9 protein-coding genes and 1 pseudogene are annotated in these 24,424 nt (G+C 68.5%); 3 read left to right on the top strand and 7 right to left on the bottom strand.

Annotated elements, in window-relative coordinates:
* Positions 1–68: 68 nt before the first annotated feature.
* On the top strand, positions 69–467 hold the full coding sequence (locus ABT354_RS09565) for a hypothetical protein (protein WP_351491245.1): 399 nt from the start codon (positions 69–71) through the stop codon (positions 465–467).
* Between the two features lie 616 nt (positions 468–1,083).
* Here ABT354_RS09565 and ABT354_RS09560 read toward each other — a convergent pair.
* Positions 1,084–1,299, bottom strand: coding sequence for a KTSC domain-containing protein (locus ABT354_RS09560; RefSeq protein ID WP_351491243.1), 216 nt, complete (start codon positions 1,297–1,299; stop codon positions 1,084–1,086).
* 424 nt (positions 1,300–1,723) lie between these two features.
* On the opposite strand from ABT354_RS09560, the gene ABT354_RS09555 reads away from it, so the two are divergent.
* Positions 1,724–3,589: an ATP-dependent nuclease gene (locus ABT354_RS09555; RefSeq protein WP_351491241.1), complete on the top strand. Its 1,866-nt coding sequence runs from the start codon at positions 1,724–1,726 to the stop codon at positions 3,587–3,589.
* Positions 3,590–4,341: 752 nt separating this feature from the next.
* On the opposite strand, the gene ABT354_RS09550 is transcribed toward ABT354_RS09555, so the two are convergent.
* A complete protein-coding gene (locus ABT354_RS09550; protein ID WP_351491239.1) occupies positions 4,342–6,249 on the bottom strand; it encodes a PIN-like domain-containing protein in 1,908 nt (635 codons plus the stop codon).
* 530 nt (positions 6,250–6,779) lie between these two features.
* Between ABT354_RS09550 and ABT354_RS09545 the strand changes: the two are divergent.
* Positions 6,780–6,965, top strand: a pseudogene (locus tag ABT354_RS09545) (CorA family divalent cation transporter); the annotation flags it as partial.
* An 18-nt stretch (positions 6,966–6,983) separates the two neighbouring features.
* Here the strand turns inward: ABT354_RS09545 and ABT354_RS09540 are convergent.
* The 5 genes from ABT354_RS09540 to ABT354_RS09520 form a co-directional block, all read right to left on the bottom strand.
* Positions 6,984–7,658: a 4'-phosphopantetheinyl transferase family protein gene (locus tag ABT354_RS09540; protein WP_351491237.1), complete on the bottom strand. Its 675-nt coding sequence runs from the start codon at positions 7,656–7,658 to the stop codon at positions 6,984–6,986.
* 10 nt (positions 7,659–7,668) lie between these two features.
* Positions 7,669–8,427: a thioesterase II family protein gene (locus tag ABT354_RS09535; RefSeq protein WP_351491235.1), complete on the bottom strand. Its 759-nt coding sequence runs from the start codon at positions 8,425–8,427 to the stop codon at positions 7,669–7,671.
* An 11-nt stretch (positions 8,428–8,438) separates the two neighbouring features.
* Positions 8,439–14,213 (bottom strand): beta-ketoacyl synthase N-terminal-like domain-containing protein, encoded by a 5,775-nt coding sequence (locus tag ABT354_RS09530; protein WP_351491232.1) that lies wholly within the window; start codon positions 14,211–14,213, stop codon positions 8,439–8,441.
* Complete coding sequence (locus ABT354_RS09525; RefSeq protein ID WP_351491230.1) at positions 14,197–17,520, bottom strand: non-ribosomal peptide synthetase; 3,324 nt, start codon at positions 17,518–17,520, stop codon at positions 14,197–14,199. Before ABT354_RS09525 ends, ABT354_RS09530 begins: the two co-directional genes overlap by 17 nt.
* 84 nt (positions 17,521–17,604) lie before the next feature.
* A complete protein-coding gene (locus ABT354_RS09520; protein WP_351491228.1) occupies positions 17,605–24,423 on the bottom strand; it encodes a non-ribosomal peptide synthetase in 6,819 nt (2,272 codons plus the stop codon).
* Between the last annotated feature and the right edge of the window lies 1 nt (position 24,424).

Genomic DNA, 24,424 nt, shown 5'->3' with positions numbered 1-24,424 from the left:
ATAGCAGGCAAGAGCCTCTCCAACACCGCTCGGACGAGGCACGAACGTGCTACGCCAATGGCGCTCACGTGGCCGGCATCATCATGCTCGGCAGCCTGCTGGAAGGCGTTATGGTCCAAGTGGTCCGCGAACGCGACGCCTCACGCCTCGGCAGCACGTCAGCGGACAAGGTAACTCTGGACACTTTGATCAGAACCTGCCACGTCGCCGCGTGGATCGGTGCAGACGTCGAGCGCTTCTGCCACGAGCTGCGCAGGTATCGCAACTTCGTCCATCCGCGACAAGAGATCCGGGATGCCCACACCCCGGACCGCGACACTCTGAACATGTGCTGGCCCGTGGTCGAGGCGGTCCTGAACGACCTCGCCGCCTCCCAGCCGAAGGCGAGCGCGCCAAAGCCAACCGCCTCGCCCACCCGACCCGCACCCCGACCATCGTTAGCAGTAAGGCCAGCGCACCGGCCCTGACGCCGAGGCGAGGTTGGTTCGGCTACACCCCTGCGAGAAAGAGCAGGTCCGGCTCCCGAAGCTGCAAGCAGGGGTTCCGTACCAGCTGACGGCAAGGAGAGCCTCCCGCCACAAGGACGAGCCCGCAATGAAGCATTCGTGCTTCCTCAACGTGTGTGGACACAGCGGGTCGGTATCGAGCCGTAGCTGCAGCCGATGTTTGCTCATCAGAGCCTTCTGTGTTCCAGCATCTCATCGCGGTGCTGTCTGCCCCCTCCCGTGCTCAGGGGGGCAGACACTCTGCAAATCGCGCGCAAGGAAGCTCTTTGATCACTGCTCCGATGAGGATTGGCCAGCACAGGACAGTCGTGCTGACAACAGGTAAGGTCGGGCAGCATTCTGTGACGCTCCCGCAGGGCCATGCAGGCGCCCGTCGACTGCAGTGGTCTCGGTCTGCAGAACGTGAGCTCGCCGGCCCTGCTTAGCGTGAGACAATCATGAACGTTCAGCGCGTGCTGGCAGCGACGGGCAGAGCTACCCGCAGTTGCAGGCCTTCAGGGACTCGGATCTCAACAGCCCACCCGCGCGTCAGAAACTCGACAACGCCGAACGAACGCCCACGTGCGTCCGAGCGCTCTCACCCAATCTTGGTACAGAAGTATCCAGCCTTCTTGACATGAGCGTCAAGATAACTCCCCTTACTAAACGCAGCCATCAACCCTGCGAACACCGATTCCGGAACCCCCGCGTACTGATAGATATGACCGCTGGTGAACTGCACTTCCAGAGTGCTGGACAGTGGGTCGTAGCCAACAGAAGCCAGGTTGGACGAGACGACGGATGTACGCAGCATGGGCATCCCCTGGATCGGCCGCTAGCCGCAAGCAGCTACCGGTTGGGCGGACGAACTCCGCTCATTGCGCTGGGCTGGCAGCCTACGACACTCACGCCGGCGTCTTCCTGTCAATCACGAAATCTCTCGGCACCCCAGCAGTGGGCCAGATGACCAGACCGGGTTTCCCAGCTTGCCAGCTGGGCTCCCACCTACCTGTACCTCGCCAGCGCGTGAGTGCCACGGACGCCGCCCCTGACCGCACGCCGAGCATTCCGTCATATCAGATGCGGAACGCTCCGCCGGGGGCTCTGAGGTCCTAGGATGGTGCATCCGAGACGCTTGATGCGGCCATACGTTCCGCAGCGTCAAATCAGCTGCCCGGACGATCGGTGGCACAAGGGCGTGGAGTGGTCGAACAGCGGTGCACCTGAACAGTCTTTCGGTGAGTGGCTTCCGGTCGCTCCAGAGCGTTGCCAACATTCCAGTGAGCAAGCCAACTATCTTGGCCGGCCACAACGATGGCGGCAAGAGCGCCCTACTACACGCCCTCGGTCTCCTCGCAGGGACCCAGGGCATGATCGATGCCGATCGTAGTTACCTCAGCGGCACAGACCCGGGCAAGAAGAATGCCCTCGAACGCTGCGACGAGACCTTCGTGACCGGAGAGTTCACTCTGGACGAATGGGAACAGCAAGAGTTCGACCTGCCCTCGCAGGTGCGTCTACGACGCCACGTGGACGCTGATCTGAACTCGTCGTTGGAGGTCTGGGACGCTCTGCCGGACGATGACCGGCTGAGAGACCTGAGCCAGTACCTCCTGCCGGGCTTGAAGGAGCTCGCCGTCGAGTTCGGCATCAAGGCCGCCACGCCCACACCGAAGAAGGCCGACTTCGAGAGGTGCTTGCGAAACTATGGGCGTCTCCACTCTCAGAAGCAGGGGTGGCTGTCGGCTCCTGCAGGGCTGCATCGACGCATGCCCCGGGTCCTAGTCTTTGACGGAAAGGCCGCCCGGCCCGAGGATGCCGTCAAGACTGCACTTACCAGCAAGTTCCAGGCACACATGGCGGACCCAGAGCTGCAGGGCAAGTTGCAGGCCGTCGAGGATGACGTCAAGGAACGTCTCCGTGTCGACGCCAAGTCCCTGTGCGACCACATCAAGGAGCGCTGTCCAGATCTCGCTGATGTCGATGTTGATCCCGACATCTCGTTCCAACACGGCTTCCGTGGGGCGCCACTACGTATCTCCCGCGTCAAGGGCGAGTCGGTAGGCCTGGATCGATCAGGTCTGGGCAGCAACCGACGCGTGTCACTTGCCGTATGGGAGTGGACCAGTGAACTCCTGGCAGCCGAGGAGGTTGAAGCGGTAGCACAGGCTACAGCTGCCAACGACGATACCCAGGCCTCGCCAACCCCCGTGCAGACCATCGTCATCTATGACGAACCGGACACTCACCTCGACTATCACCATCAGCGCAAGGTCATGCAGCTAATTCGTACGCAGGCCGAGATCCCACACGTCAGCGTCATGGTCGCCACTCATTCGATGAACTTGATCGATGGTGTCGACATCTCGGATGTTGTCCACCTCCGACTGGAGAACCACCGCACCGTCGCCGAGCGGATCGGCGCCGACGAGGTCGGCCAAGCGATCGACTTGCACCTGGGTAAGATCGCAGTGGCCCTGGGGCTGAGAAACTCGGTTCTCCTACACGAGCGCTGCTTCCTGGCAGTGGAGGGTGACACCGAGCAGCGGGCCTTTCCGCTCCTCTTCCGGCTATGCGAAGGACTCTCTCTGCAGGCAGCGGGTGTCGCCCTATGGGCCTGTTTCAACAACGAGGGTGCCCTGCACCTCGCACGCTACCTCGTCAAGCATGATCGTGCATTCATGCTGGTCGTCGATGCCGACAGTCGCACTCTCCCCAAGAGCATCTTCAAGGAGCCCAAGCTGCGAGAGCACTTTGGTCCGGATGTCGCCGACTATGTGAAGTTCATTGGCGAGACCGGCGATGACGGAACCGAGGACGTCGCGGAACTTGAAGCACTGTTCCCCGACGAGCTCTGGGCGGCCGTCGCCAACGAGGTATGGCCCAGAAACGACGGGTTGTGGGTCGATGAAGACTTCACCAAGCTGCGGAGTGACAAGAAGTTCAGTCAGGCTGTGGAGGAAATGCTGCAGACCGGCAGCAACGTGGGGCCTGGCGGAAAGCCGGACATGATGTACAGGTTCTCCATGGCTCTAACGGATCGCCAGCAGGTACCTGAGCAACTCCGGAAGGTGTTCGCTCAGGTCAGGAAGCTAGCTGCGTAGGAGGATCTGCCGGGTCCGCTTCTGCAGGCCCGGCAGCGCGCCGTCGTCGGGCAAGCATTCGCTCCTTGCGCTGCTCCAACGTTGGCACCTCCCACTTGTGCCACCCGACGGGCGGCTTCCATCGTTGCATGTGTTCACGCTCATTCACTCCGCACCAGCGACATCCGCTGGGCTCGGGAAAGAGCAGGTCAGACTCCCTGTCCGGTTTGGACATAGTTCCTCCCTCACCTGCATCCATTCTTCCCCCACCCACTGACATCAGCACTCAGCCAGCGGCCATACAGGCGAGGCCCTGCGGACGAGCTATAGGCAGCGCCTAAGCACAGAGGTGGCCTGCGTCCGTGTCGACATCGCTGGGCTCCGGCCAGCGTGATCACCCATGAGCCAGCCCCTCGTCGTCGGCACCTGGATACAGCGGCCGACGGCATCACTCCCCGTCCGTGCTCCCGTGCACCCCGAGAGCGGGAGCACATCGAGCCAGTCTCCGCCAACCACACTGCCTGCCAACAGATACCGGGAAGCGATCAGCTCGGGCGCAGCCTCCGGATGCATACGGCCAGCGTCAGCGCGAGGCTGCGCGGTACTGCCTGTTCCTCCGGCGCCATGCACCGTCAGCAACGCTGCCGCACCCGCGCGGCGAAGAACAAAACATCGTCGACGACGCCCAGCTGCTCAGTGTGCTGCCCCGCTGAAACAGCGAGTCACCCGACGACAACGTCTTCTACACGTCCAGCAGGTACGGGACCGGATACTCATTCGCGAGCAGCGTACGCCCAGACGTCTTCAGGAAGCTCTTGATGCAGTTTCCACAACACGCTCATAGGTCGATCGCCCTGATGCTCAACGTAGTCAGCCGGGCCGAGAAGCACCCAAGGTTCTGCGGCTCCGGTGATCGAGCGCCGATGACGTCGAACGAACAGCAGGACGTGTGAGGCAGGAGACCGATAGCGAATCCCGGTTGGCGAACCTGCCGTTGTCCGCGTCGGAGAATCCCAGCAGAACAGCGACGTGCTGAGAGCGAAGTCGCCATGCTGTCCCCCCGCGGAGGGACCCTCGTCAGCAAAGAGGGAAGCGTTGATTGGCTCCTTGTCCACGGTGATGAAGAGTGCATCCGCGTTGAGGTTCCGGCACCACTTGGCACCTTCGCGGAAGTGTCCGGGAAGGCGTCCTCGCAGCTCGGATTCGCCCAGTCCAGTAAGGATCTCCTCGCGCGTGTATGAGGCATGGATATGCAAGGGCAGCGCTCCTGCCTCTGGTAGGCGCAGCTGCGGTCCAGCCACTCGCGATGGTCGGCCGAGTGCCAGTACGTCCCTGAGCTCGTGACGCACTGCCCGTAGGGCCTGCAGCGTGTCGAGGCCCTCCTGGTAGGTGTCGAACTTCGCCAAGGGCCATAGGTTGAACAGCAGCATCCGGGCGTACGCCTGCACGTCGGGTTCGAGTTGCGCGTAGGGCGGTAGGTCGTCGCCCAGCAGAGTCCGGTACGCGGTCAGACGTGAAGGATCATCCACGTGAAGGAACGATGGAACACGTCGGAGTAGAGCCGTCTCGTCCTCGGACACCGGCCCCTCCGCGAGACCGGCCCGGCGCAGGATCTGCGTCCAGGAGGTGCCAGTTCGATACACATCCCCGAGTGGACGGGCACTGGCTTCCAGAAATCTACGGAGATCCTGATGACCGTATTCGATTGCTTCCTGCAGGAGCCGCAGCTGGGTTGGGACCTCGACCACTCTGTTAATTTCCTGGAAGGTGGCTTCATCCAGGTTGGCGCCCAGAAAGTGCTCGACGCCCGCGAAGAACTGCTGGGGTGTCTCTACTCGGAGTTCAGCCCCGCTACGCATGTGCAGCTCTTCTGCAAGGAGAGGCCATGGACGCGGCCCCCGCCCCGGCTCCGCCGGCTCGTACCAGTCGTCCTTCGTATCTGCCGAGACGAAGAGGACTCGAGTATGGGCACCGATCCCAGCGTGCTCGATCACCTCTTCCCACAGGAGGTAGTCGCCTGCTGACCGCAGGGGAGTGTCTTTGTCCCTGTCCGAAAAGCCGGGCGGTATGCGATTCGGATATCGGTACGATGCCGCCTCCTCGACCCGACGACGGATGGCCTCCGACCCGGGATGTGGCGCGATGCGTTCCCCGAAAAGTTCCGCAACACTCTGGAGAACCAGATCATCTACACCAAGAGTGGATGGCTTCAGATCGTGGGTCTTGAGATCTTGGATGTGGGTAAGCAGTTCCTCGCGCCAGGCCGCGAGGAGGTTGTCTATGGCCTTGTCGCTGATACTCGTACCGAGAGCGTCCGCCGCCGCCTGATCCCGACCGTAGCGCATCAGCAGATCCTGAACCTGGCGCCTGGCTGCGAGGACAGCTTGCCGTGCTTCACCGATCTTCTGATTCACAGCGCCTGGTGCAGCCTTAAGCGCCTTGGCTCGACTGTCGAGGACACGGTGACGGCCCCGTACGAACTCCAAGCCCACCTGGTGCGGCAACCACAAACGCGGCTTGACACGCCTCAACGCCGCCAAGACCTCTTCCCGGGCTTTCGGCGTGTACTCGTAGAGACTCAGCAGCGCATTCGAATCCAGGACGATGAGTCCGTGGGTGAAGAACTCGGTACGCCGGGTGTCGGACTCTCCCCCCAGCCACGCCCGGAACTGCCGCAGCAAGGGAAGCTCTCCCTGATGCTCCACCTCCGACTCTCTCCCCCCATAAGAACCAAACTTGCCGGATCCCGTCCCCGTCGAAAGCGCAGTTCAGTCACCGTAGCCCGCAAGGGCCTCACCTCGGCCCAGGGCTTCGAGTTGGGCGAAGAGGGCGCCAAGTAGCCTCGTGGGACCAGTACGTCCAACAGTAACCCTCCGCCATCCCACCCCGGGCAACCCCTCCTCCGCGCGGAGGGACTCTCCTCTCTCGACATGCCGACGGCCCCGTAATATCGCTGCGCCACCTCCCTCTGCGCTGATGCCTCGCATCCCTTCTGTGAGCCGGTCGTCTCCAAGAAGGCGACCCCCTGGCCTGCGGCACTCCGCCTCGGAGCAATCCGAGGCTGGGGAGAATGAAGCCCCGTTGGGGAGCGACTGGGGAGGATCGGCCGTACAAACGGGCAGCACCATGAGAGGGCCGGACAGGCGGATCGTCGCAGGTCAGGCCGCCTGCAGAGCCAGTTTCCACAGGTCAGCGGTGTGAGGGTGACGACTTCAAGAAGATCTCCAGCTGGGCCGCCATCCTCTTCGCCCCGACCCTGGTCGGGACGGTGTACGGGATGAACTTCGAGAACATGCCGGAGCTGGGCTGGACCTTCGGCTACCCGTTCGCGGTCCTGCTGATGGCGATGGTCTGCGTCAGCCTGTACGTGGTCTTCAAGCGCCGCGACTGGCTCTGAGCGGGACCACCGCCGGCCTCAGCAGACCGTGAGCAGCTCGTCCAGCGAGGGCTCCGTCACCGTGAGCGGGGTGTCGTCCGGGGTGCAGACGGCGATGTAGTAGTCGTCGTGGTGGGTGGTCTGCCGCAGGAAGGGGCGGGGGTCCAGGGAGCCGCGGAGGATGCGGGGGCGGGGGTCGGGGGGTGCGACGCTGAAGGAGTTCAGCGGGACGGTGAGGCCCCGGCCGAGGTACTTCACATAGCTCTCCTTGAGGGTCCAGATCCGGACCAGCCGACGGGGGCGTTCGGCGGGTGGGGCGGCGGAGACGAAGGCGTACTCGTCCGGGGCGAAACGGTGGGAGATATCGGTCGCGCCCGCGCTGATGTGTTCGATGTCCACACCGATCTCCGAGGTGCCGGTGGCGCACACCACCCAGTTCCCGGCGTGGGACAGATTGAAGTGCACATCGGGGCGGTCCACCAGGAAGGGCTTCCCCTGGGTGTTCTTCGCCGTGGTCAGCTCATCGGCCGTGAGCCCGTGGCGCAGGATCAGGGCATGGCGCAGCAGCACCCCGGCGGTCAGACAGCGCTTCCGGTCCGCGACCAGGGGGAAGAGCGCGGCGCGCTCCCGCCGGTCGGGGGGTACCGACCGGCGGAAGCGGGCCGGCGCGGTGTCCGGCAGCCGGGAGATGTCGAAGGCTGTGACCGTGGACACCGCGGCGTCCTCAGCCGTGGGCGCGGTCGTCGTGCGGGGCGCCCAGGGCGGCCGTGACATCCCGCAGCTGCCACAGCTTCTGGATCCTGGACTCCATGAGCGACGCCATCTCGGCCCGGTGCTCCTCCAGGAAGAAGTGCCCGCCGGAGAACTCGAACACCTCCAGCGGAAGGTCGGTGTAGTGCTCCCAGGGGCCGATGGTGACGGCGTCGTCCCGGCCCTCCATGAGGACGATCGGGCAGCGCAGCTTCTCCCGGGCGGTGTCGAGATAGCCGCCCATCAGCCGCAGGTCCGCCTCGATGGTGGGGGCGAGGTACTTCATGAAGCTCGCGTCCCGCAGGATCTCCTCGCTCACCCCGCCGTACTGCCGCAGCACATCGTGGAATCCGGCGGCGGTGTCCAGCTCCTCCACCCGCTTGAAACGGGCGTCGCACGGGGCCGAGGAGCCCGAGCTGAAGTAGACCAGCGGGGGGTTGCCGAGGCGCTCCTGGCAGAGCTTGGCCACCTCGTAACCGATGACACTGCCCATGCTGTGGCCCCAGATGGCGTACGTCCCCCGGAACACATCGAGGAACTCCTCGAAGATGTCCCGCGCCAGCAGCTGGACGGAGGCGGGCATGGGGGTCGCCAGTCTCCGTTCGCGGAAGGGGTACTGGACGGTCTGGAGATCGACAGCGTCCTGGAAGGCGTACTTCCACTTGCCGTAGTACAGCGCGCCCGAGCCGGCGTGCGGAAAGCACACGACCGGAACCTTGTTCATACCGCCCATGCCGGGCCTCCTCATGCCTTCTCGATGGAACGCGCACCGCTGATGGTGTCGTCCCGTGTCAGGAACCGGACTTCCTCGTCCAGGATTCCGATGATGTCCTCGGGCCCGTCCACCCATGCGCACATGAGGACCAGGTCCAGGCGTCCGTTGCCGGTCTTCGCCATGCCGTAGCAGTCGGCGAAGCCGCCCTTGTCCTGATCGGCGGCGAGCTGCTCCAGGGTCATGTCCCAGATCGCGTCGTACTCGTCCTCCACCGTGCCGGCGAAGTTGAAGACGCAGGGGGCCTTGCCCATGACCTCCCTGGTCACCGCGGTCACCTTGCGGTACGCGAGGGCGGAGCGCAGATCGTGGACGAGGTCGAGGAAGCCGATGTTGTGCCGGTTCATCAGCCGGATCCGGTCGCCGACGACCGCCGCCGGGTCCTCGTCGGCGTCCCGTTCCCCGGAGATCACGACCGGCAGGGTGTCCAGGGCCATCCCCATGACCTCGGAGTAGTCCTTGTCCCCGAGGCTCCGGGAGCGGACGACCAGCTCGGCCGCGACCTCGTCCACGTCCAGCAGACGGGCGACGACCCGGGCGTACAGCCGCAGCGCCAGCGAGAACGGCTCGGGTTCCGGGGAGCCGTCCGCCCGGAGGGCGGTCAGGTCGACGGAGTAACGGACCTGCTGGGTCCGGCCGTTCGCACGGGGGGCCGACCGCTCCTTGATGACCTGGGTGGTACGGGCGTACCGCTCCAGCTCGAAGGCCTCCACGATCCCGTCGGCGGTGATGTCCACGGGACCGGAGTGGATCCGCCGCTGGAGGTGCCGGTAGCTGAGCGCCGTGGGCATCGCCCGGGTGGTCCCGTCCAGCAACTCCCGGTAGCGCTGGAGCAGATCCGTGCGGAAGGTCTGGCCGGAGGCCGCGTCGAAGACCGAGTGGTCGAAGCGGAAGAGCAGGTCGTAGGAGCGCTCGTGGTACTTGAGGAGCGCGACCTCGTACAGGGGCCGGTCGAGGAAGTCGCGGTCCAGCTCCCAGGCGCGCTGGGCCAGCGCGGTGCGCCACTCCTCCTGCCGCCGGGGGTCCAGTCCGGACAGGTCGACGCGCGGCAGCTCCAGCGCCGCCGGGGCCTCGAACTCCTTCCACCGCAGCCGGCCGAGGGAGCGGAAGACAAAGCTCCGCAGCAGGCCGTGGCGCCCGATCACATCGCACAGGGCCCGCTGGAGGACATCGGCGTCCACCGGCTCCCGCAGCTCGATCAGATAGAGCTGGAGGCGGTCCTCGCTCGCGAAGTGGTGCTTCTGCATGCCGCCGAGCGGATAGGTCCACTTCACCGGCCGGGCGGCGATCGACCTCCGCAGCTCCTCGCGGCAGCGGTCGATCTCCCGCACGGCCGCCGCCAGAGCGCGGTCGTCCGCCGCCGGAGCTCGGTCGTCCGCCGCCGGATCCCCGATCCCCGGGGCGGCGGAGTCGCCGTCGGCCGGATGCTCCTCCCGCAGCTCGGCGACGCTCTCGGGCGACGCGGCCTCCACACCGGCGGGGGTCACCGACCGGGTGAGGAAGCCCGCCAGGCCGTCGACGGTCGGATGGTTGTAGACATCGCCGGGCAGGATCTTGTGGCCCTGCTCCTCCAGGACGCTCAGGAAGCGGATCAGGCGGACCGAGTCCAGCCCGAGGTCGAAGATGTCCTCCCGGGTGCCGACCCGGTCGAAGCCGAGCAGATTGACCAGCTCGCGCTCCATCAGCGCGGCGAGGGACTGCCGTTCGCCACCGGCCGCCGGGGTCTCCTCCCCGGTGGCCGAGGGGCCGGCCGGGGGGAGGGCCAGCGGGTCGAGACCGTGGTAGGCCGTGCCGATGTCCGACTCGCCCAGCTGCTGGAGCAGTCGCAGCGGCGAGGGGTCACCGTCCAGGAGCGGGGCGGACGAGTAGAGCCTCGGCACCCCCGTCTCCCGGTCGATCAGGGCGTTCTCGGCGAACCAGTGGGTGACCCCGGCGTCCCAGCCCTGCCGGTCGAGGACCGGCCGGGAGAGGACATGACAGGGGATGCCGCGCTCCCGGCCCGCCTCCCGGAGCAGATCGAGCAGGGCGCGCCGGTCGGCGGGGCTCCCCTGGCCGGCCTGTGCCGGGGTGTCCAGGAGGACGATCCCGTCGATCTCCGCGAGCCCGCGCACCCGGGTGGCGAGCGCCTGGGCCACCTCGGCCCAGGTCTCCCCGGTCACCTCGGGCAGGACCGTGACCCGTCCGTCCCCCGGCGTCCCGCTGTCGGGTACGGGGTCCGTGGCCGGGCCGAAGGGCAGCACGATGTACGGGGAACGCCCCTCGGCCGCCTCCGCCAGCAGCGGGGCGAGGTCGCCGGTCCGGCAGAGGACCGCCGTCCGCCCGGTACGGCCGGCCGACACACCCCCCGGGCCGTGCAGCGGCACCATCAGGGGGGCGAGACGCTGTCCGTCCTCATAGCGGACGGCCGCCTCCTCCGGCCGCTCCGCAGCCAGCTCCCGGGAGAGACCGGCGCCCCAGGCGGCCCGGCCCCGGCGGCCCGTGAGCGGCGCGTCGCACCGTACCGCCCGTACCCGTACACCGGGGAACTCATGGTTCAGACCGAGGATCCGGGGCAGGAAGCCGGCCCGGTTCCGCAGGGCGTCCACGGTGTCCAGGACGACGACGTCCGGGGTGCCGGGGTCCTTCATCCCGGGGACGACGGCGCAGAGCCCCCGTACCAGACGGTCGAGGGACGCGGGGTCCTCGCGGTGGACGAGGAAGGTGTCCCCCACGAGGGCGTGCTCCTCCAGATCGGCCACCAGCCGCTTCAGGTCGTCCTCGTGGTCCGCGCGGACCACCGCGCCCGACGGCCCGTCGAAGCGGTACTCCGGGCCGAAGGTGACGAACAGCGCCCGCCAGTGCGGGATCCCGTCCAGGACCCGGCCGAGGCGGGGGGCGTCATCGGTGAGGACCACCAGCACCCGCGGCTTCGGCTTCCCGGTGGCGGCCGGGAGCATGGTCCGGGACCAGACCATCCGGTGCGCGGCCGGGGACAGCCCCGGGGCCGCGTGACCGAGGGCGGCACGGGCCGGCCGGGTCTCCGCCGGGGCGATGCCCTCGGCGGCGGGGTCCAGGATGCGGTGGAACTCGGTGACATCGACCGGGTACGCGGTCCGGTCGAACGGATAGAGCGGAAGGTGCAGCTTGCGGGCGCCGCGTCCCTGGTGGAACGCCTTCCAGTCGAGGGCGCACCCCGCCTCCCACAGCCGCTTGACCGCACGCGCCAGATGCTCGTCGTCCGACACCTCCTCCATCCGGTGCCGCAGCATGTTGACGGAGACGACCCCCGTACCGCGTCCGATGGTCCGGACGAACGACGAGAGCGACTTGCCGGGGCCCACCTCCACGAAGAGGGTCTCGCCGCGCGCCAGGATCGTCTCGACACCGGCCTTGAAGCGGACCGCCTGCCGGATCTGGGTGCAGTAGTACTCCGGGTCCGTGGCCTGCTCGGCGGTGATCCAGGTGCCGGTCACATTGGAGACATACGGAATCCTCGGCGGCTGGAAGGTGACCGTCGCTATCACCGCGCGGAACTCGTCCAGCATGCCGTCCATGAAGCGGGAGTGGGCGGCGTGGGCGAGATCCTTCACCCGGGTGAAGCCGATGCCCCCTTCGGTGCAGCGCCGCTCGAACTCGATCACATCGGCGACGGCCCCGGAGACGGTGCAGTCCTCCGGGCTGTTCACCGCCGCGAGGGTCAGCTCCTCCGGCAGCAGCGCCCCGACCTGCTCCTCGGAGGCCTTCACCGAGGTCATCGCGCCCTCGGGGGTCGCACTCATCAGGCTGCCCCGGGCCTCCACCAGCCGGACGCCGTCGGCCAGCGAGAAGACCCCGGCGACACAGGCCGCCGCCAGCTCACCGGTGCTGTGGCCGATCAGTCCCCTCGGCTTCACACCCCAGCCGATCAGGGTCTTCGCCAGGGAGTACTCCAGCATGAAGAGGATCAGCTGCGTCGTCTCCATGGAGTTCATGCGCTTCTCGGTCTCGGCGCCGTCGCCGAAGAAGACCTCGCGGGGGGCCGTGTTGCCCCGCTCCTCGGCGAGGGAGAAGCACTCTTCGAGGTGGCCCCGGAAGGCCTCCTCGGTCGCATGGAGATCGCGGGCCATGCGCAGATGCTGGGAGCCGGTGCCGCTGAAGAGGAAGTGGATGTCCCGGCGGGTGTTCTTCCCGAGGTGGACCGGCTCCTCCCCCGCGTCCAGCGACTCCTGGAGGCGGTCGCGCAGCCCGCGGGCGTCCTGGAACTCCACGGCGTAGCGGTGGCCGAGCTGCCGCTGGCGGTTCTGGAGCGTCCAGGCCAGATCGCCGCCGTCGGTGTCCGGGTGGGCGGCGAGATGGGCGACGAAGTTCCGCTTGATCCGCTCCAGCGCCTCGGCGGAGGAGGCCGCCGCGACAAAGGTGTGGTGGCGGCGGGGGTTCCGGGCGGCGGGGGCGGCGGCGGGCGCCTCCTCCAGGACCACATGGGCGTTGGTCCCGCCGATGCCGAACGCGCTCACGCCCACGCGCAGCGGCGCGCCCGTGCCCTCGCGGGCCCGCTCCTCCTTCCGCGCCACCACATAGAACGGGGTGTCGTTCAGGCCGAGGTTGGGGTTGGGCTCGGTGAAGTGCAGGCTGCGCGGGATCGTCCGGTTCTCCACGATCTTGCATGCCTTGATCAGCGAGGCGACGCCCGCGGCGGCGTCCAGATGGCCGATGCTGGCCTTCAGCGAGCCGAGGCCGACGGTGCGGGGCGCGGCGCTGCCGAACGCCTTGCGCAGCGCCTCGACCTCGATGGGGTCGCCGAGCGCGGTGCCGGTGCCATGGGTCTCGACATAGGCCACCTCGGAGGGCTTGACGCCCGCGACCCGGTGGGCCTTGCGGATCACCTCGGCCTGGCCCTCGATGCTGGGCGCGGTGTAGCCGACCTTGCGGTCACCGTCGTTGTTGACCGCCGAGCCCTTGAGCACCGCGTAGATGTGGTCGCCGTCCCGGAGGGCGGTCTCCAGCCGCTTGAGGACCACGGCTCCGGCGCCATTGCCCTCGACGGTGCCGGCGGCGTCCTTGTCGAACGCCCGGCAGCTGCCGTCCGGCGAATGGATCATGTTCTCCTGGTAGAGGTAGCCGCGCCGGTGCGGAAGGGTCAGCCCGCTGCCGCCGGCCACCGCGATCTGGCAGGCGCCGGTCCAGAGATAGCGGCAGGCCATGTCGATGGCGACCAGGGAGGTCGAGCAGGCGGTGTTGAGGGAGAGCGCCGGGCCCTTGAGGTCGAGGGCGTAGGCGATCCGGGTGGCGGCGAAGTCCTTGTCGTTCAGCTGCATCCCGGCGAACATCACGCCCGACCGGAGGATGGAGGTGCGCAGCGTGTGCGTCTCCCAGGGGAGGTTGTTGGTCGCCCCGAGGAAGAGGCCGATGGATTCGCCGCGGCCGTCCGCCGAGTATCCGGCGTCCTCCAGGGCGTGGAAGACCTCCTCGTGGAGGGCGCGGACCTGGGGGTCGAGCACGGCGGCGTCGGCGGGGGTGTAGTTGAAGAACGTCGAGTCGAAGTTCTCCAGGTCGGGGAAGACGCCCCGGGCCCGTACATAGTTCTCGTGGCCGAACTCCTCCGGGGTCACGCCCGAGGCGAGGAGTTCCTCGTCGGTGAAGCGGGAGACCGCGTCGACGCCGTCCACCAGGCCGGCCCAGAACCGGTCGATGTCCGTGGCGCCCGGGAACCGTCCGGACATGCCGATGACGGCCAGCTCAAGGCCGGTGTACCGGCGTTCCTTGCCCTTGCGTTCAGACACGGTCGTCATGTCCTTCTTCGTCGTCTGCGTCGTCGTCATAGCCGTCACCGAAGTCACCGAAGCCGCCGTCACCGTCACTGTCGTCGTCGCCGAAGTGACGGAGCAGTGCACCGGCCCGGAAGGCGGCCTGCTCCTCCTCTTCCTCTTCCTCGGTGGGGCCGTCGGGCTCCTCCTCGGCGCTGCCGGCCGGGGCTTCGAGCCAGGCGGCCAGCGAGGAGATGGTCGTGTACTCGAAGAAGAGCGGCAGCGGCACCTCCCGGCCGAGCGCCTTGCGCAGCCGGTTGCTGATGGCGACCAGATTGAGGGAGTTGATCCCGGTGTCGAAGAAGTTCCGGTCGATGTCGATGTCCACCCCGGGGAGGATGTCCATCGCGATGTCCAGGAGGGTCCGCTCCATGGCGGAGAGCTGCCGGGCCGGGGCCTGCGGGGCGGCTGCGGTACGGGACTCCACGGCAGTGGCGGTACGGGGGGCCGCGCCCTGCTCCGCCAGCCGGTGGAGGTCGACCTTGCCGCTCTTGTTGAGCGGGAAGGTGTCCACCTGGATCAGCGTGGCGGGGATCAGATAGCCGGCGACCTGGGTAGCCAGCGCCTCCCGTACGACCTGGGCCGGGAGTTCACCGGTGGCGAGGTAGTACCCGCGCAGGCTCTTGACCCCGTTCTCGTCCACCGCGATCACCACGGCGTCGATGATCCGGTCGACCGACCGCAGCAGGGCCTGGACCTCGCCGAGTTCGACCCGGAAGCCGCTGATCTTGACCTGGTCGTCGGTGCGCCCGATGTAGTCCAGGGTGCCGTCCGGCCACTGGCGGGTCAGATCGCCCGTACGGTAGAGGCGCTCACCGGGCAGCTGGGGGACGGTGACGAACTTCTCGCGGTTCAGCTCCGGCCGCTGGTGGTAGCCGGGCGACACCCCGGCGCCGCCGAGGCAGAGTTCGCCGATGGCGCCCGGGGGCAGGGGGTTGAGGCCGTTGTCGAGGACATGGGCCGTGGTGTGGTTGAGCACCCGGCCGATGGGGACCCGGTCCCGTCGCAGATCCTCGCGGCGGATGGGGTGGGCCGTGGAGAACACCGTGTTCTCGGTGGGGCCGTAGAAGTTGGTGATCCGCAGCCCGGGGCAGGCGTCCAGCACCTTCTCGGTGTGCTGGATCGACAGCACACTGCCGCCGATGAGGAGCTGCCGGAGCGGGGCGAACATCCCCGGGTCGCCCTCGGCGAGCTGCTGGAAGAGGGGGGTGGTGAGCCAGAGGGCCTGCGGCCGGTGCTCGGTGATCAGGGCGTGCAGCCGGCCGCCGTCGAGGATGTCGACCTCGTCGGGGAGGACCAGGGTGCCGCCGAAGAGCAGCGTCCCCCAGATCTCGAAGGTGCAGGCGTCGAAGGCGGGCGAGCTGGTCATGACGACGGTCTGCCCGTCGCCGTAGTCGAAGAAGTCCTGGCCGGTGAAGAGCCGCAGGACATTCCGGTGGGTGATGGAGCAGCCCTTGGGGTTTCCGGTGGACCCGGAGGTGTACATCACATAGGCGACGGCGTCGCTCCCGCCCCGGTGCCGGGGGAACGCCGGGACCTCTCCGTCCGGTTCGTCGATGACCAGGAGTTCGGCGCTGGCCGGTGCCTGGCCGGTGAAGGCGGCGACGGTGGCGAGATGCCGTACCCCGGCGTCGGCGAGGACGTACTCGATGCGCGGGGTCGCGTCCTTGGTGTCGACGGGGACGTAGTGGCTGCCGTTCTTCATCAGGCCGAGCATCGCCACGATCAGCTCGGGGCGGCGGTCGGCGAGCACCCCGACGCCGGTGCCGGGGGCGATGCCGAGGTCCTTCAGCCGCCCGGCGACCGCGTCGGACCAGCGGTCGATCTCCCGGTAGGTGTACGCCCTGCCCTGGTGGACGACGGCGGTACGGTCGCCGTGGGTGCGGACGATCCCGTCGAAGACCTCCACGAGGGAGGAGTCCAGGAACGCGGCGGAGTCCGGGGAGACCGCCGGGGCCGGGTGGATGCCGGGGTCACCGATGGCGATGTTCCGGACGGGGGTGTGCGGGTCCGCCACGGCGGCGGCGAGGACCCGGACCAGGCCGGACTCCAGGGCCTCCATCAGCGCCGACGGGTACAGGTCGGCGTTGTAGGTGAAGGTGACATGGAAGGACGCCCCGGGGTTGACCACGACATTGAAGTCGTAGTCGGTCCGCTCGAAGACCTCGACACCGGTGAAGCGGAGGCCCTCGTCGTCGGCGCCGAAGCTCTGGAGCTGCTCCGACAGCGGGTAGTTCTCGAAGGCGAGGACATGGTTGAGCAGATCGTTCTTCAGCCGGGTGGCGCCCTGGACCTCGTAGAGCGGGTAGTACTGGTACGGGCTGGCCCGGCGGTAGGCGTCCCGGACGCTCCGGCAGAGATCGGTGAAGTCGGTGCCGTCCCCGGTCGTCACCCGGACGGGCTGGGTGTTGACGAACAGGCCGACCATGTCCTCGATGCCGTCCAGCTCGACGCCCCGGCCGGAGACCACACTGCCGAAGACCACGTCGTCGGTGTAGTTGAACTTCTGGAGGACCACGCCCCAGGCCGCCTGGAACACGGCGTTCTGGGTGACCTCGGTGCGCTGCGCGAGCCGCTTGAGCCCGTCGTGGAGAGTGTCCGGGAGGGTGAAGCGGTGGGTGGCGGGCCGGTAGCCGTCGCCGCTCCGGCTGGTGGGGAGCACCGCCGCCCGCTCGTAGCCGTCCAGCTCATCGGCCCAGTAGCGGTGGGCGTCCGCGCCGCGCTGCCGCTCGTACCAGGCGAAGTAGTCGCGGTACGGGCGGGTCTCCCGGCGCTGCTGGAGCGATCCGGTGCGGACGAGTTCGTCGTAGTAGCCGAAGAGCGTCCCGAAGAGCGGGCCCAGGGACCAGCCGTCCAGGATGATGTGGTGGAAGGTGAAGACGAAGTGCCACCGCTCCCCACCGGTCTCGATCAGGGTCGCCCGCAGCAGGACGTCCTTGCTCAGGTCGAAACCCCTGGCGCGGTCGGCCGTCTTGAAGTCGGCGACGGCCCGCTCGGTGTCAGGGCTCCCGGTGAGGTCCAGGAGATCGAGTGCGGGCGCCCACTCCTTGAGGACGACCTGGTAGGGGTCGTCGGTGTTGCGGAAGGAGAAGACGGACCGCAGGACGCTGTAGTGCCGGGAGAGGGCGGCGAGCGCCGTCCGCATATGGCCGGCGTTCATCTCCCCGGTGCCGGTGAAGTCGAACTGCTCGACATAGGCGTCCGATGCGGAGTCGACCGCGTAGTTGAAGAACATGCCCTTCTGCATCGCGGCGAGGCCGGATATCGACTCGATGTTGTCTTTGTCAACCATGAAAGGAATCTCCGTGCTGGTGTTCGGTGCCGGTGGCCGGTGCGGTGGCCGGAAGGGGGTTCCGGCCACCGCACGGGAGACGAGCTAGATCTCGCCGAAGAGGTCGTCCAGGATGTCGTCGACGACCTCCCGGCGGATGGACGACGTGCGGAAGGCCCGTCGTTCACCGGCGGTCAAGGCGTCGCGGACCTCGTGGAAGGCCGTTCTGATCGCCGTGGTGATCGCGGGTCCGGCGCCGCCGGTCCGCCAGGTCTCCGGATAGCGCACCTCGAAGACCACGGCGTTCCCGGTCCGGTGCACGGTGATGTCCAGGACATACGGCGACCGGTGTGCCTCGTCGGTGGTGATGTCCATCGGCAGATGGGTGATCGCGACCTCGCCACCGCTGTCCTGACCACCCAGATAGTTGAAGCTGATCTGCGGACGGAGGCCTTCGAGCGCCGCCCGGTCCTCCTCCGGTGCGCCGTCGAACCGCAGCAGGGGGCCGAAGCCGAACCCCTTGTCGGGCAGTTCCTCGAAGGAGCGCCGCACCGAGGCGACGGTGTCCTCCACCCCCCGCTCGACCTCGATCAGATGGGGGAAGGTGGTGGTGAACCAGCCCACCGTACGGCTCACATCGTGGTCGCCGGTGACCGCTTCGCGGCCATGGCCCTCCATGGTGACCAGGATCCGGTCCCGGCCGGTCACCGAGGCGAGCGCCCGGCCCACGACGGCGACCAGGGTCTGGGCCGGGCCCGCGCCCTGGCTCTCCCGGGCCGCGTCGAGGAGCCGGACACCGTCCGTCTCCTCCAGGCGGATCAGCTCGGCGACGGTCTCGCCCCGGGCGACCTCGTTCTCCTCGAAGAGCCTGCCGGAACCGCCGGTGCGGCGGGCCAGCCCCGTCCAGTACGGGAGCTGCGGGCGGAAGCCGCCCTCCTCGGTGTACCGGCGCAGATCGGCCGTCCATGCCGGGAAGGACAGGGTCTTCGGCGGAAGACCGGCCTCCGGGTCGGCGGCGCAGGCGATCAGGTCCTCGACCAGGATCCCCCAGGAGACCACGTCCACGGCGAGATGGTGGATGGCGACGGCGAACTGCCGCCCCTCCTCCCCCACCCCGGCGGCGAGGGCGACGGCGGGGCCGCCCTGGAGGTCCACCCGTGACTGGAGTTCCGTCAGATAGCGGGTGAGGTCGTCCCCGGAGAGTCCGTCCGGTGCCGTCTCGGCGTGGATCAGCGAGGGCGCGCCGGGGTCGCGGAGCCGCAGCCCGCCCCGGACGTCGATCTCCACCCGCAGCATGTCGTGGTAGCCGACGAGCTGTTCGGCGGCGTGCGCCAGACGGTCGCGGGAGAGCGGTTCGTCCAGGGTGACCAGCAGGCTCTGGTTGTACCGGAGCTTGTGGTGGTCGGCGACGGCGAGGAAGGCGTGCTGGATCGGGCCGGGGACGACCGGGCCGGAGAGCGGCCCCTGGTCATGGGTCCCGGCTTCGGAGCGGATGAAGGCCGTGGCCGACGCGGCCTGGGCCAGCGCCCGGATCGTCTGGTGCTCCAGCAGATCCATGACGCGGATCGTGATGCCGTACTCCTTGAGCTTGGCCACGATCTGGATCGCCTTGATGGAGTCGCCGCCCAGGGCGAAGAGGTTGGCGTCGATGTCCGCCACCTCGATGCCGAGGACATGGGACCAGGCGTCGGCCATCCGCCGCTGGAGTTCACCGGACGGGCGGGCCGCCGCGGCCTGCGGGATGGCGTGCGGCTCGGGCAGGGCCGAGGTGTCGACCTTGCCGTTCTTGTTCAGCCGGACCTCGTCGGTGGCGACGATGAACGACGGGACCATATAGCCGGGCAGCCGCCGGACCAGCGCGGCGCGCAGCCGGGAGCCGTCCTCCTCAGCGCCGGCCCCTTCGGCGTACCGCACCCAGAGGCAGAGGCTCCGGCCGCCGGTGCCGGTCTCGTGCACCGCGGCATGGGCCCAGCGCACATAGGGCTCCTGGAGCGCGGCGTCGGCGATCTCGGTCGGTTCGATGCGGTAGCCCCGCAGCTTGACCTGCTGATCGATACGGCCGTGGTAGTAGAGGAGACCGTTGCTCTTGAAGGCGGCGAGGTCGCCGGTCCGATAGAGCCGCTCGCCGGGGACGGCCGGGGACTCCACGAACCGTTCGGCGGTCAGCTCGGGCTGGTTGAGATAGCCGTCGGCCAGGCCGGAGCCGCCGATGTACAGCTCACCGACCGCGCCGATGGGCTGCGGCCTCAGCTCCTCGTCCAGCACCCAGAGGGAGGTACCGGTGATGGCGCGGCCGATGGGGACGGTGTCCTGGTCGTCCAGCCGGTCGAAGACATGGACGGCGGCGAAGACGGTGGTCTCCGTCGGTCCGTAGCCATTGGCGATCCTGCCGGGTCCGAGCAGGTCGTACGCCTTCCGCAGATGGACGGGGGAGGCCGCCTCGCCGCCGCAGACGATCTGGCGGACACCGGTGAGCGCGGCGGGGACCATGTCGACCAGGGTGTTGAACATCGACATGGTGATGAAGAACCGGGTGACCCCGTGACGCTCGATGGTGGCCCCGAGCCGCTCCACGTCCAGCACGGTCTCCTGGTCCGTGATCACGAGCGAGGCGCCATTGGTCAGCGCTCCGTACATGTCGTAGACGGAGCCGTCGAAGGAGTAGTCGGAGAGCAGCAGGAAGGTGTCGTCGGGTCCGGCGTCGGCGAAGCTCGCCCGGTGGGCCACGCGCAGCACACCCCGCTGCCGGATCAGGGCGCCCTTGGGCACCCCGGTGGTCCCGGAGGTGTACATGACGTAGATCGGGTCGTCGGCGCCGCTGGGCAGGGCGGGGTCGGCCGTCTCCCGGGTGCTCTCCATGCACTGCTGGAGGTCCAGGACCCGCAGGCGCGCGGAGGCGAGCCGCTGGGCGTCGGGCAGCCGGGCGGTAGTGGCGAGGAGGACCCCGGCGCCGGAGTCGTCCAGCATCACCTGGAGGCGTTCGGCCGGGAAGCCGGTGTTGAGCGGGACGTAGTGGCAGCCCGCCTTGAGGACCCCGAGCACGGCGGTGACCATGTCGAAGGAGCGGTCCATGAGGAGGGCGACCGGTGATCCCGGGGTGACCCCCTGCCGGATCAGGCCGTGGGCGACCCGGTTGGCCCGCCGGTTGAGTTCGCCGTACGTCAGCCGTGCGTCCCCGGTGATCAGGGCCGTACGGTCCGGGTGGGTCCCGGCCTGCCGCTCGAAGAGCCGGACGACGCTCCCGGTCCCGGGTGCGGCGGCCGGGCCCTGGGCGTTGCGCCGGATCAGCTCGGTCTCCCGGGCGGGGATGAGCGCCAGGCCCTCGACGGATTCGTCGTCCCGGGAGGCGAGAACGGAGCGGAGCAGCTCCTCGTAGCGCTCGGCGTAGAGACCGATCGTCTCCGGCCCGAAGAGCGCGGTGGAGTACTCCCACTTCAGCAGGGTGCCGTCGGCGGTCTCCCGGGTGCTGAGGGTGAGGTCGTACTTGGCGCTGCCGTTGTCGAAGAGGACCAGGCGCTCGCCGCCCATGCCCATGTCGACGTTCTGGTGCACGAAGCAGACATCGAAGAGGGGACGCCGGCCGGGCTCGCGCGGCGGGTCGATCTCCTCGATCAGATACTCCAGCGGATAGCCCTGGTGCGCGAAGGCGCCGAGCACGGTCGACTTCAGTCCGCCGAAGTAGGCGCCGACGCCGGTCCCGGGTTCGGTGGTGATCCGCAGCGGCAGGGTGTTGACGAACATGCCGATGAGGTCCTGGTACGTCAGGTCCGGGCGGCCCATGACGGGGGCGCCGATGACCAGGTCGCGCTGGCCGCTCAGCCGGGAGAGCAGCTGCTGGAACACCCCGAGGTAGAGCATGTACGGGGTGATGTCGTGCTCGCGCGCCCAGCGCTTGGCGGCGGCGGTGGTCCGCTCGTCGAGGGTGGTGAAGAGCGTCGCCCCCGCACCGGTCAGGGCATCGGTCCGCCGCCGGTCGGTGGTGAGCTGGAGGACCGGCACCTCGTCGGGGAAGCGGTCGGCCCAGTACTCCTGGTGGGCGACGAGACCGGCCCGGTCCTGGCGGTCGAGCAGCTCTCCGAAGGCGGTGCGGTAGCCCTTCGGCAGCGGCGGGAGCACGGCGCCCTCGGAGACTGCGGCCAGCTCGCGGAAGAGGACTCCCATGGAGGCGCCGTCGGTGACGATGTGGTGCATATCGATCGCCAGGCAGCTCACCCCGTCGTCGAAGGCGAAGCAGGCGACCCGGAACAGCGGTCCGGTGTCGATCCGGAACGGGCGGACGAAGTCCTTCATCTCCGCGCGGGCCCGGGTCTCGTGGTCCTCGCCCGGGGCGGGGGCGGGGAGCCGCCGGTGTTCGACACTGACCGGGGCCTGGGCGTGGACCCGCTGGACGGGCTCCCCGTCGACCAGGTGGAAGGTCGAGCGGAGGCTGTCGTGGCGTGCCACCAGGGTGCGCAGCGCGGTCTCCAGACCGGCCACGTCCAGCGGCTCCCGCCGGATGGTCAGACCGCCCTCGTTGTACGCCACCGAGTCCTCGTTGCGCTGACTCGCGAAGTACACGCTCCGCTGGGCGGCGGTGAGGGGCAGCTCGTACTCCTCGGCCGGCTCCGTGCCGGAGGGGCCGGAGGTACCGGACGGACCCGGGCCGGAGGTGTTGGAGGGGCCCGGTCCCGGGAGGTCGCCCAGCAGCGACCGGACCCGCTCGTCGGTGAGTCCGTACATCCGCACGACCGTGTCGGCGAAGTCGTCGAAGACCCGGTCGGCCAGCAGGGTGGCGGCGGGGACCTCCAGACCGAACTCGGCGTTGAGTATCTGGGTGATCTTCAGCGAGGAGATGGAGTCCCCGCCCAGGGCGAAGAAGTCGTCCGTGGCCGAGATCATGGGGAACCCCAGGACCTCGGACCAGATCCAGGCGATCACCCGGCGGGCGGGCGGGGCGTCCTCCTCACCGGTGAGCCGCGAGGGCGAACCCAGGATGTTCTCGTCCTCGGCCTCGTCGGGCGCGGCGGCGTCCACGGCGGTGCGCGGGCGCACGCTCTCGTCCCAGAGCCGCGCCCGGTCGAAGAGCTGGGGCGGCAGCGACACCCGGCGGACGTCCGTCTCCCGGTAGAGACCCGCGAAGGGCTTCGGCCGGGCGGTGAGATAGCCGGTGACGGCCTCCGCCAGCGGCCGGAACCGCTCCGGCAGATCCGTCCCGGCGGCGGACTCCGCGCCGCGCAGCACCACGGGGCCGCCGTCCGCGTGAGCCGCCGCCTCCTCGCGGGAGCGCAGCAGCCGGGTCAGCCCCTCGCGGAGCGCTTCACGGCTGTCGCAGAGGACGACCGCCCGGACGGGCTGGTGCTCCCGGCCCGTCTGGAGGGTGCGGCAGATGTCGTCGAGGCGGTACCCGGGACGGTCGTCCAGGGCGGCCAGCTGGAGCGCCACGGTCTCGGCGAACAGCTCCTCGTTCCGTGCGGAGACGGGGTAGAGGTGCACCCCCGCGCACTCCGGACGGTCGGTCCGGGCGGGCGGCTCCTCCAGGACGACATGGCAGTTCGTCCCGCTCAGGCTGAAGCTGCTCACCCCGGCCCGGCGGGGTGTCTCGGCCGTCTTCCACGGCTGGGTGCGGTCGTTGACGTAGACCGGGGACCCGGTGAGGTCGAGCAGTTCGTTGGGGACGTCGAAGTGGAGCGTCGGCGGGATCAGCTCACGGTCGAAGCAGAGCATGACCTTGATCAGCGACGCCAGTCCGGCGGCGCCGACCGTATGCCCGATATTGGTCTTCACCGAGCCCAGACCGCAGAACTGCCTCTTGCCGGTGAACTCGGCGAAGGCGCTGGTGAGGCCCTTGATCTCGATCGGGTCGCCGAGGGCGGTCCCGGTGCCGTGCGCCTCGATGTAGGAGAGCGACTCCGGGGCGATCCCGGCCCGCTTCCAGGCGTCGACCAGGAGTTCCTTCTGGGCGCGGGCGCTGGGGGCGGTCAGGCCGTTGCTCTTGCCGTCGTTGTTGACCGCGCTGCCGAGGACCACTCCGTAGATCTGGTCCCCGTCGGCGAGGGCGCGGGCGAGGGGCTTGATGAACACCCCGGCCACGCCCTCGCTCCACACCGTGCCGTTGGCGGCGGTGTCGAAGGCCCGGACCCGGCAGTCGTCGGACTCGGCGCCGTCGCCGATGCTCGTCGGCGCGAGCAGCAGATTGATCGCCGCGACAAAGGCGGTGTCGCAGTCGCCCTGCCGCAGGGACTTCATCGCCGCGTCCAGGGCGACCAGGCCGGAGGAGCAGCCGGTGTCGATGACGGTGGCCGGTCCGCGCAGGTTCAGATGGTACGAGAGCCTGCTGGCGAGGATGCCGGACCACGATCCGGTGAAGGCCGAGAAGCCGCTCTCCGCGAGGAACGGAAGGTACGAGGTGCTCAGCCGGTGGGTGTGGTCGTTGCCGACGAAGATGCCGGCCCGGGTGCCGTACAGCTCGCTCTTGGAGTAGCCGGCGTCCTCCGCCGTCTCCACCAGGACTTCCATCAGATTGCGGTGGTACGGGTCGATCTCCGTCGCGGTCTGCGGCGGAATGCCGAAGTACTCCGCGTCGAAGAGGTCGATCCGGTCCAGGTAGCCGCCCTTGCGCAGCACCGAGGTGGTGTCGACGCGCCGGAGGTCCTCCTCCCGGTGGGCCGGGAAGTCGCCGACATGCTCCCGGCCTTCGAGGAGATTGCTCCAGAACCGCTCCTTGTCGGGGGCGCCGGGGAAGCGGCAGGCGATGCCCACGACCGCGATCGGCTCGTTCCGCCTGTCCTGCTTGTTCCGGTCCCCCTGCCCCTCCTGCCTGTCCTGCTGGGGCTTGCCGATGGCCTTGATGAACTCCTTGGCCTGGGCGACGTCGAGCCGCTCCTGCTTGACCTCCATCAGGAGGTACTTCAGCAGCTGCTTGGTGATGTCCGGACTCGATGACATC

Source organism: Streptomyces sp. NPDC000594 (genome assembly GCF_040299965.1).
Taxonomy (GTDB): domain Bacteria; phylum Actinomycetota; class Actinomycetes; order Streptomycetales; family Streptomycetaceae; genus Streptomyces.
The sequence above is the reverse complement of the archived record's forward strand: the minus strand, read 5'-3'. Positions and strand labels throughout refer to the sequence as shown.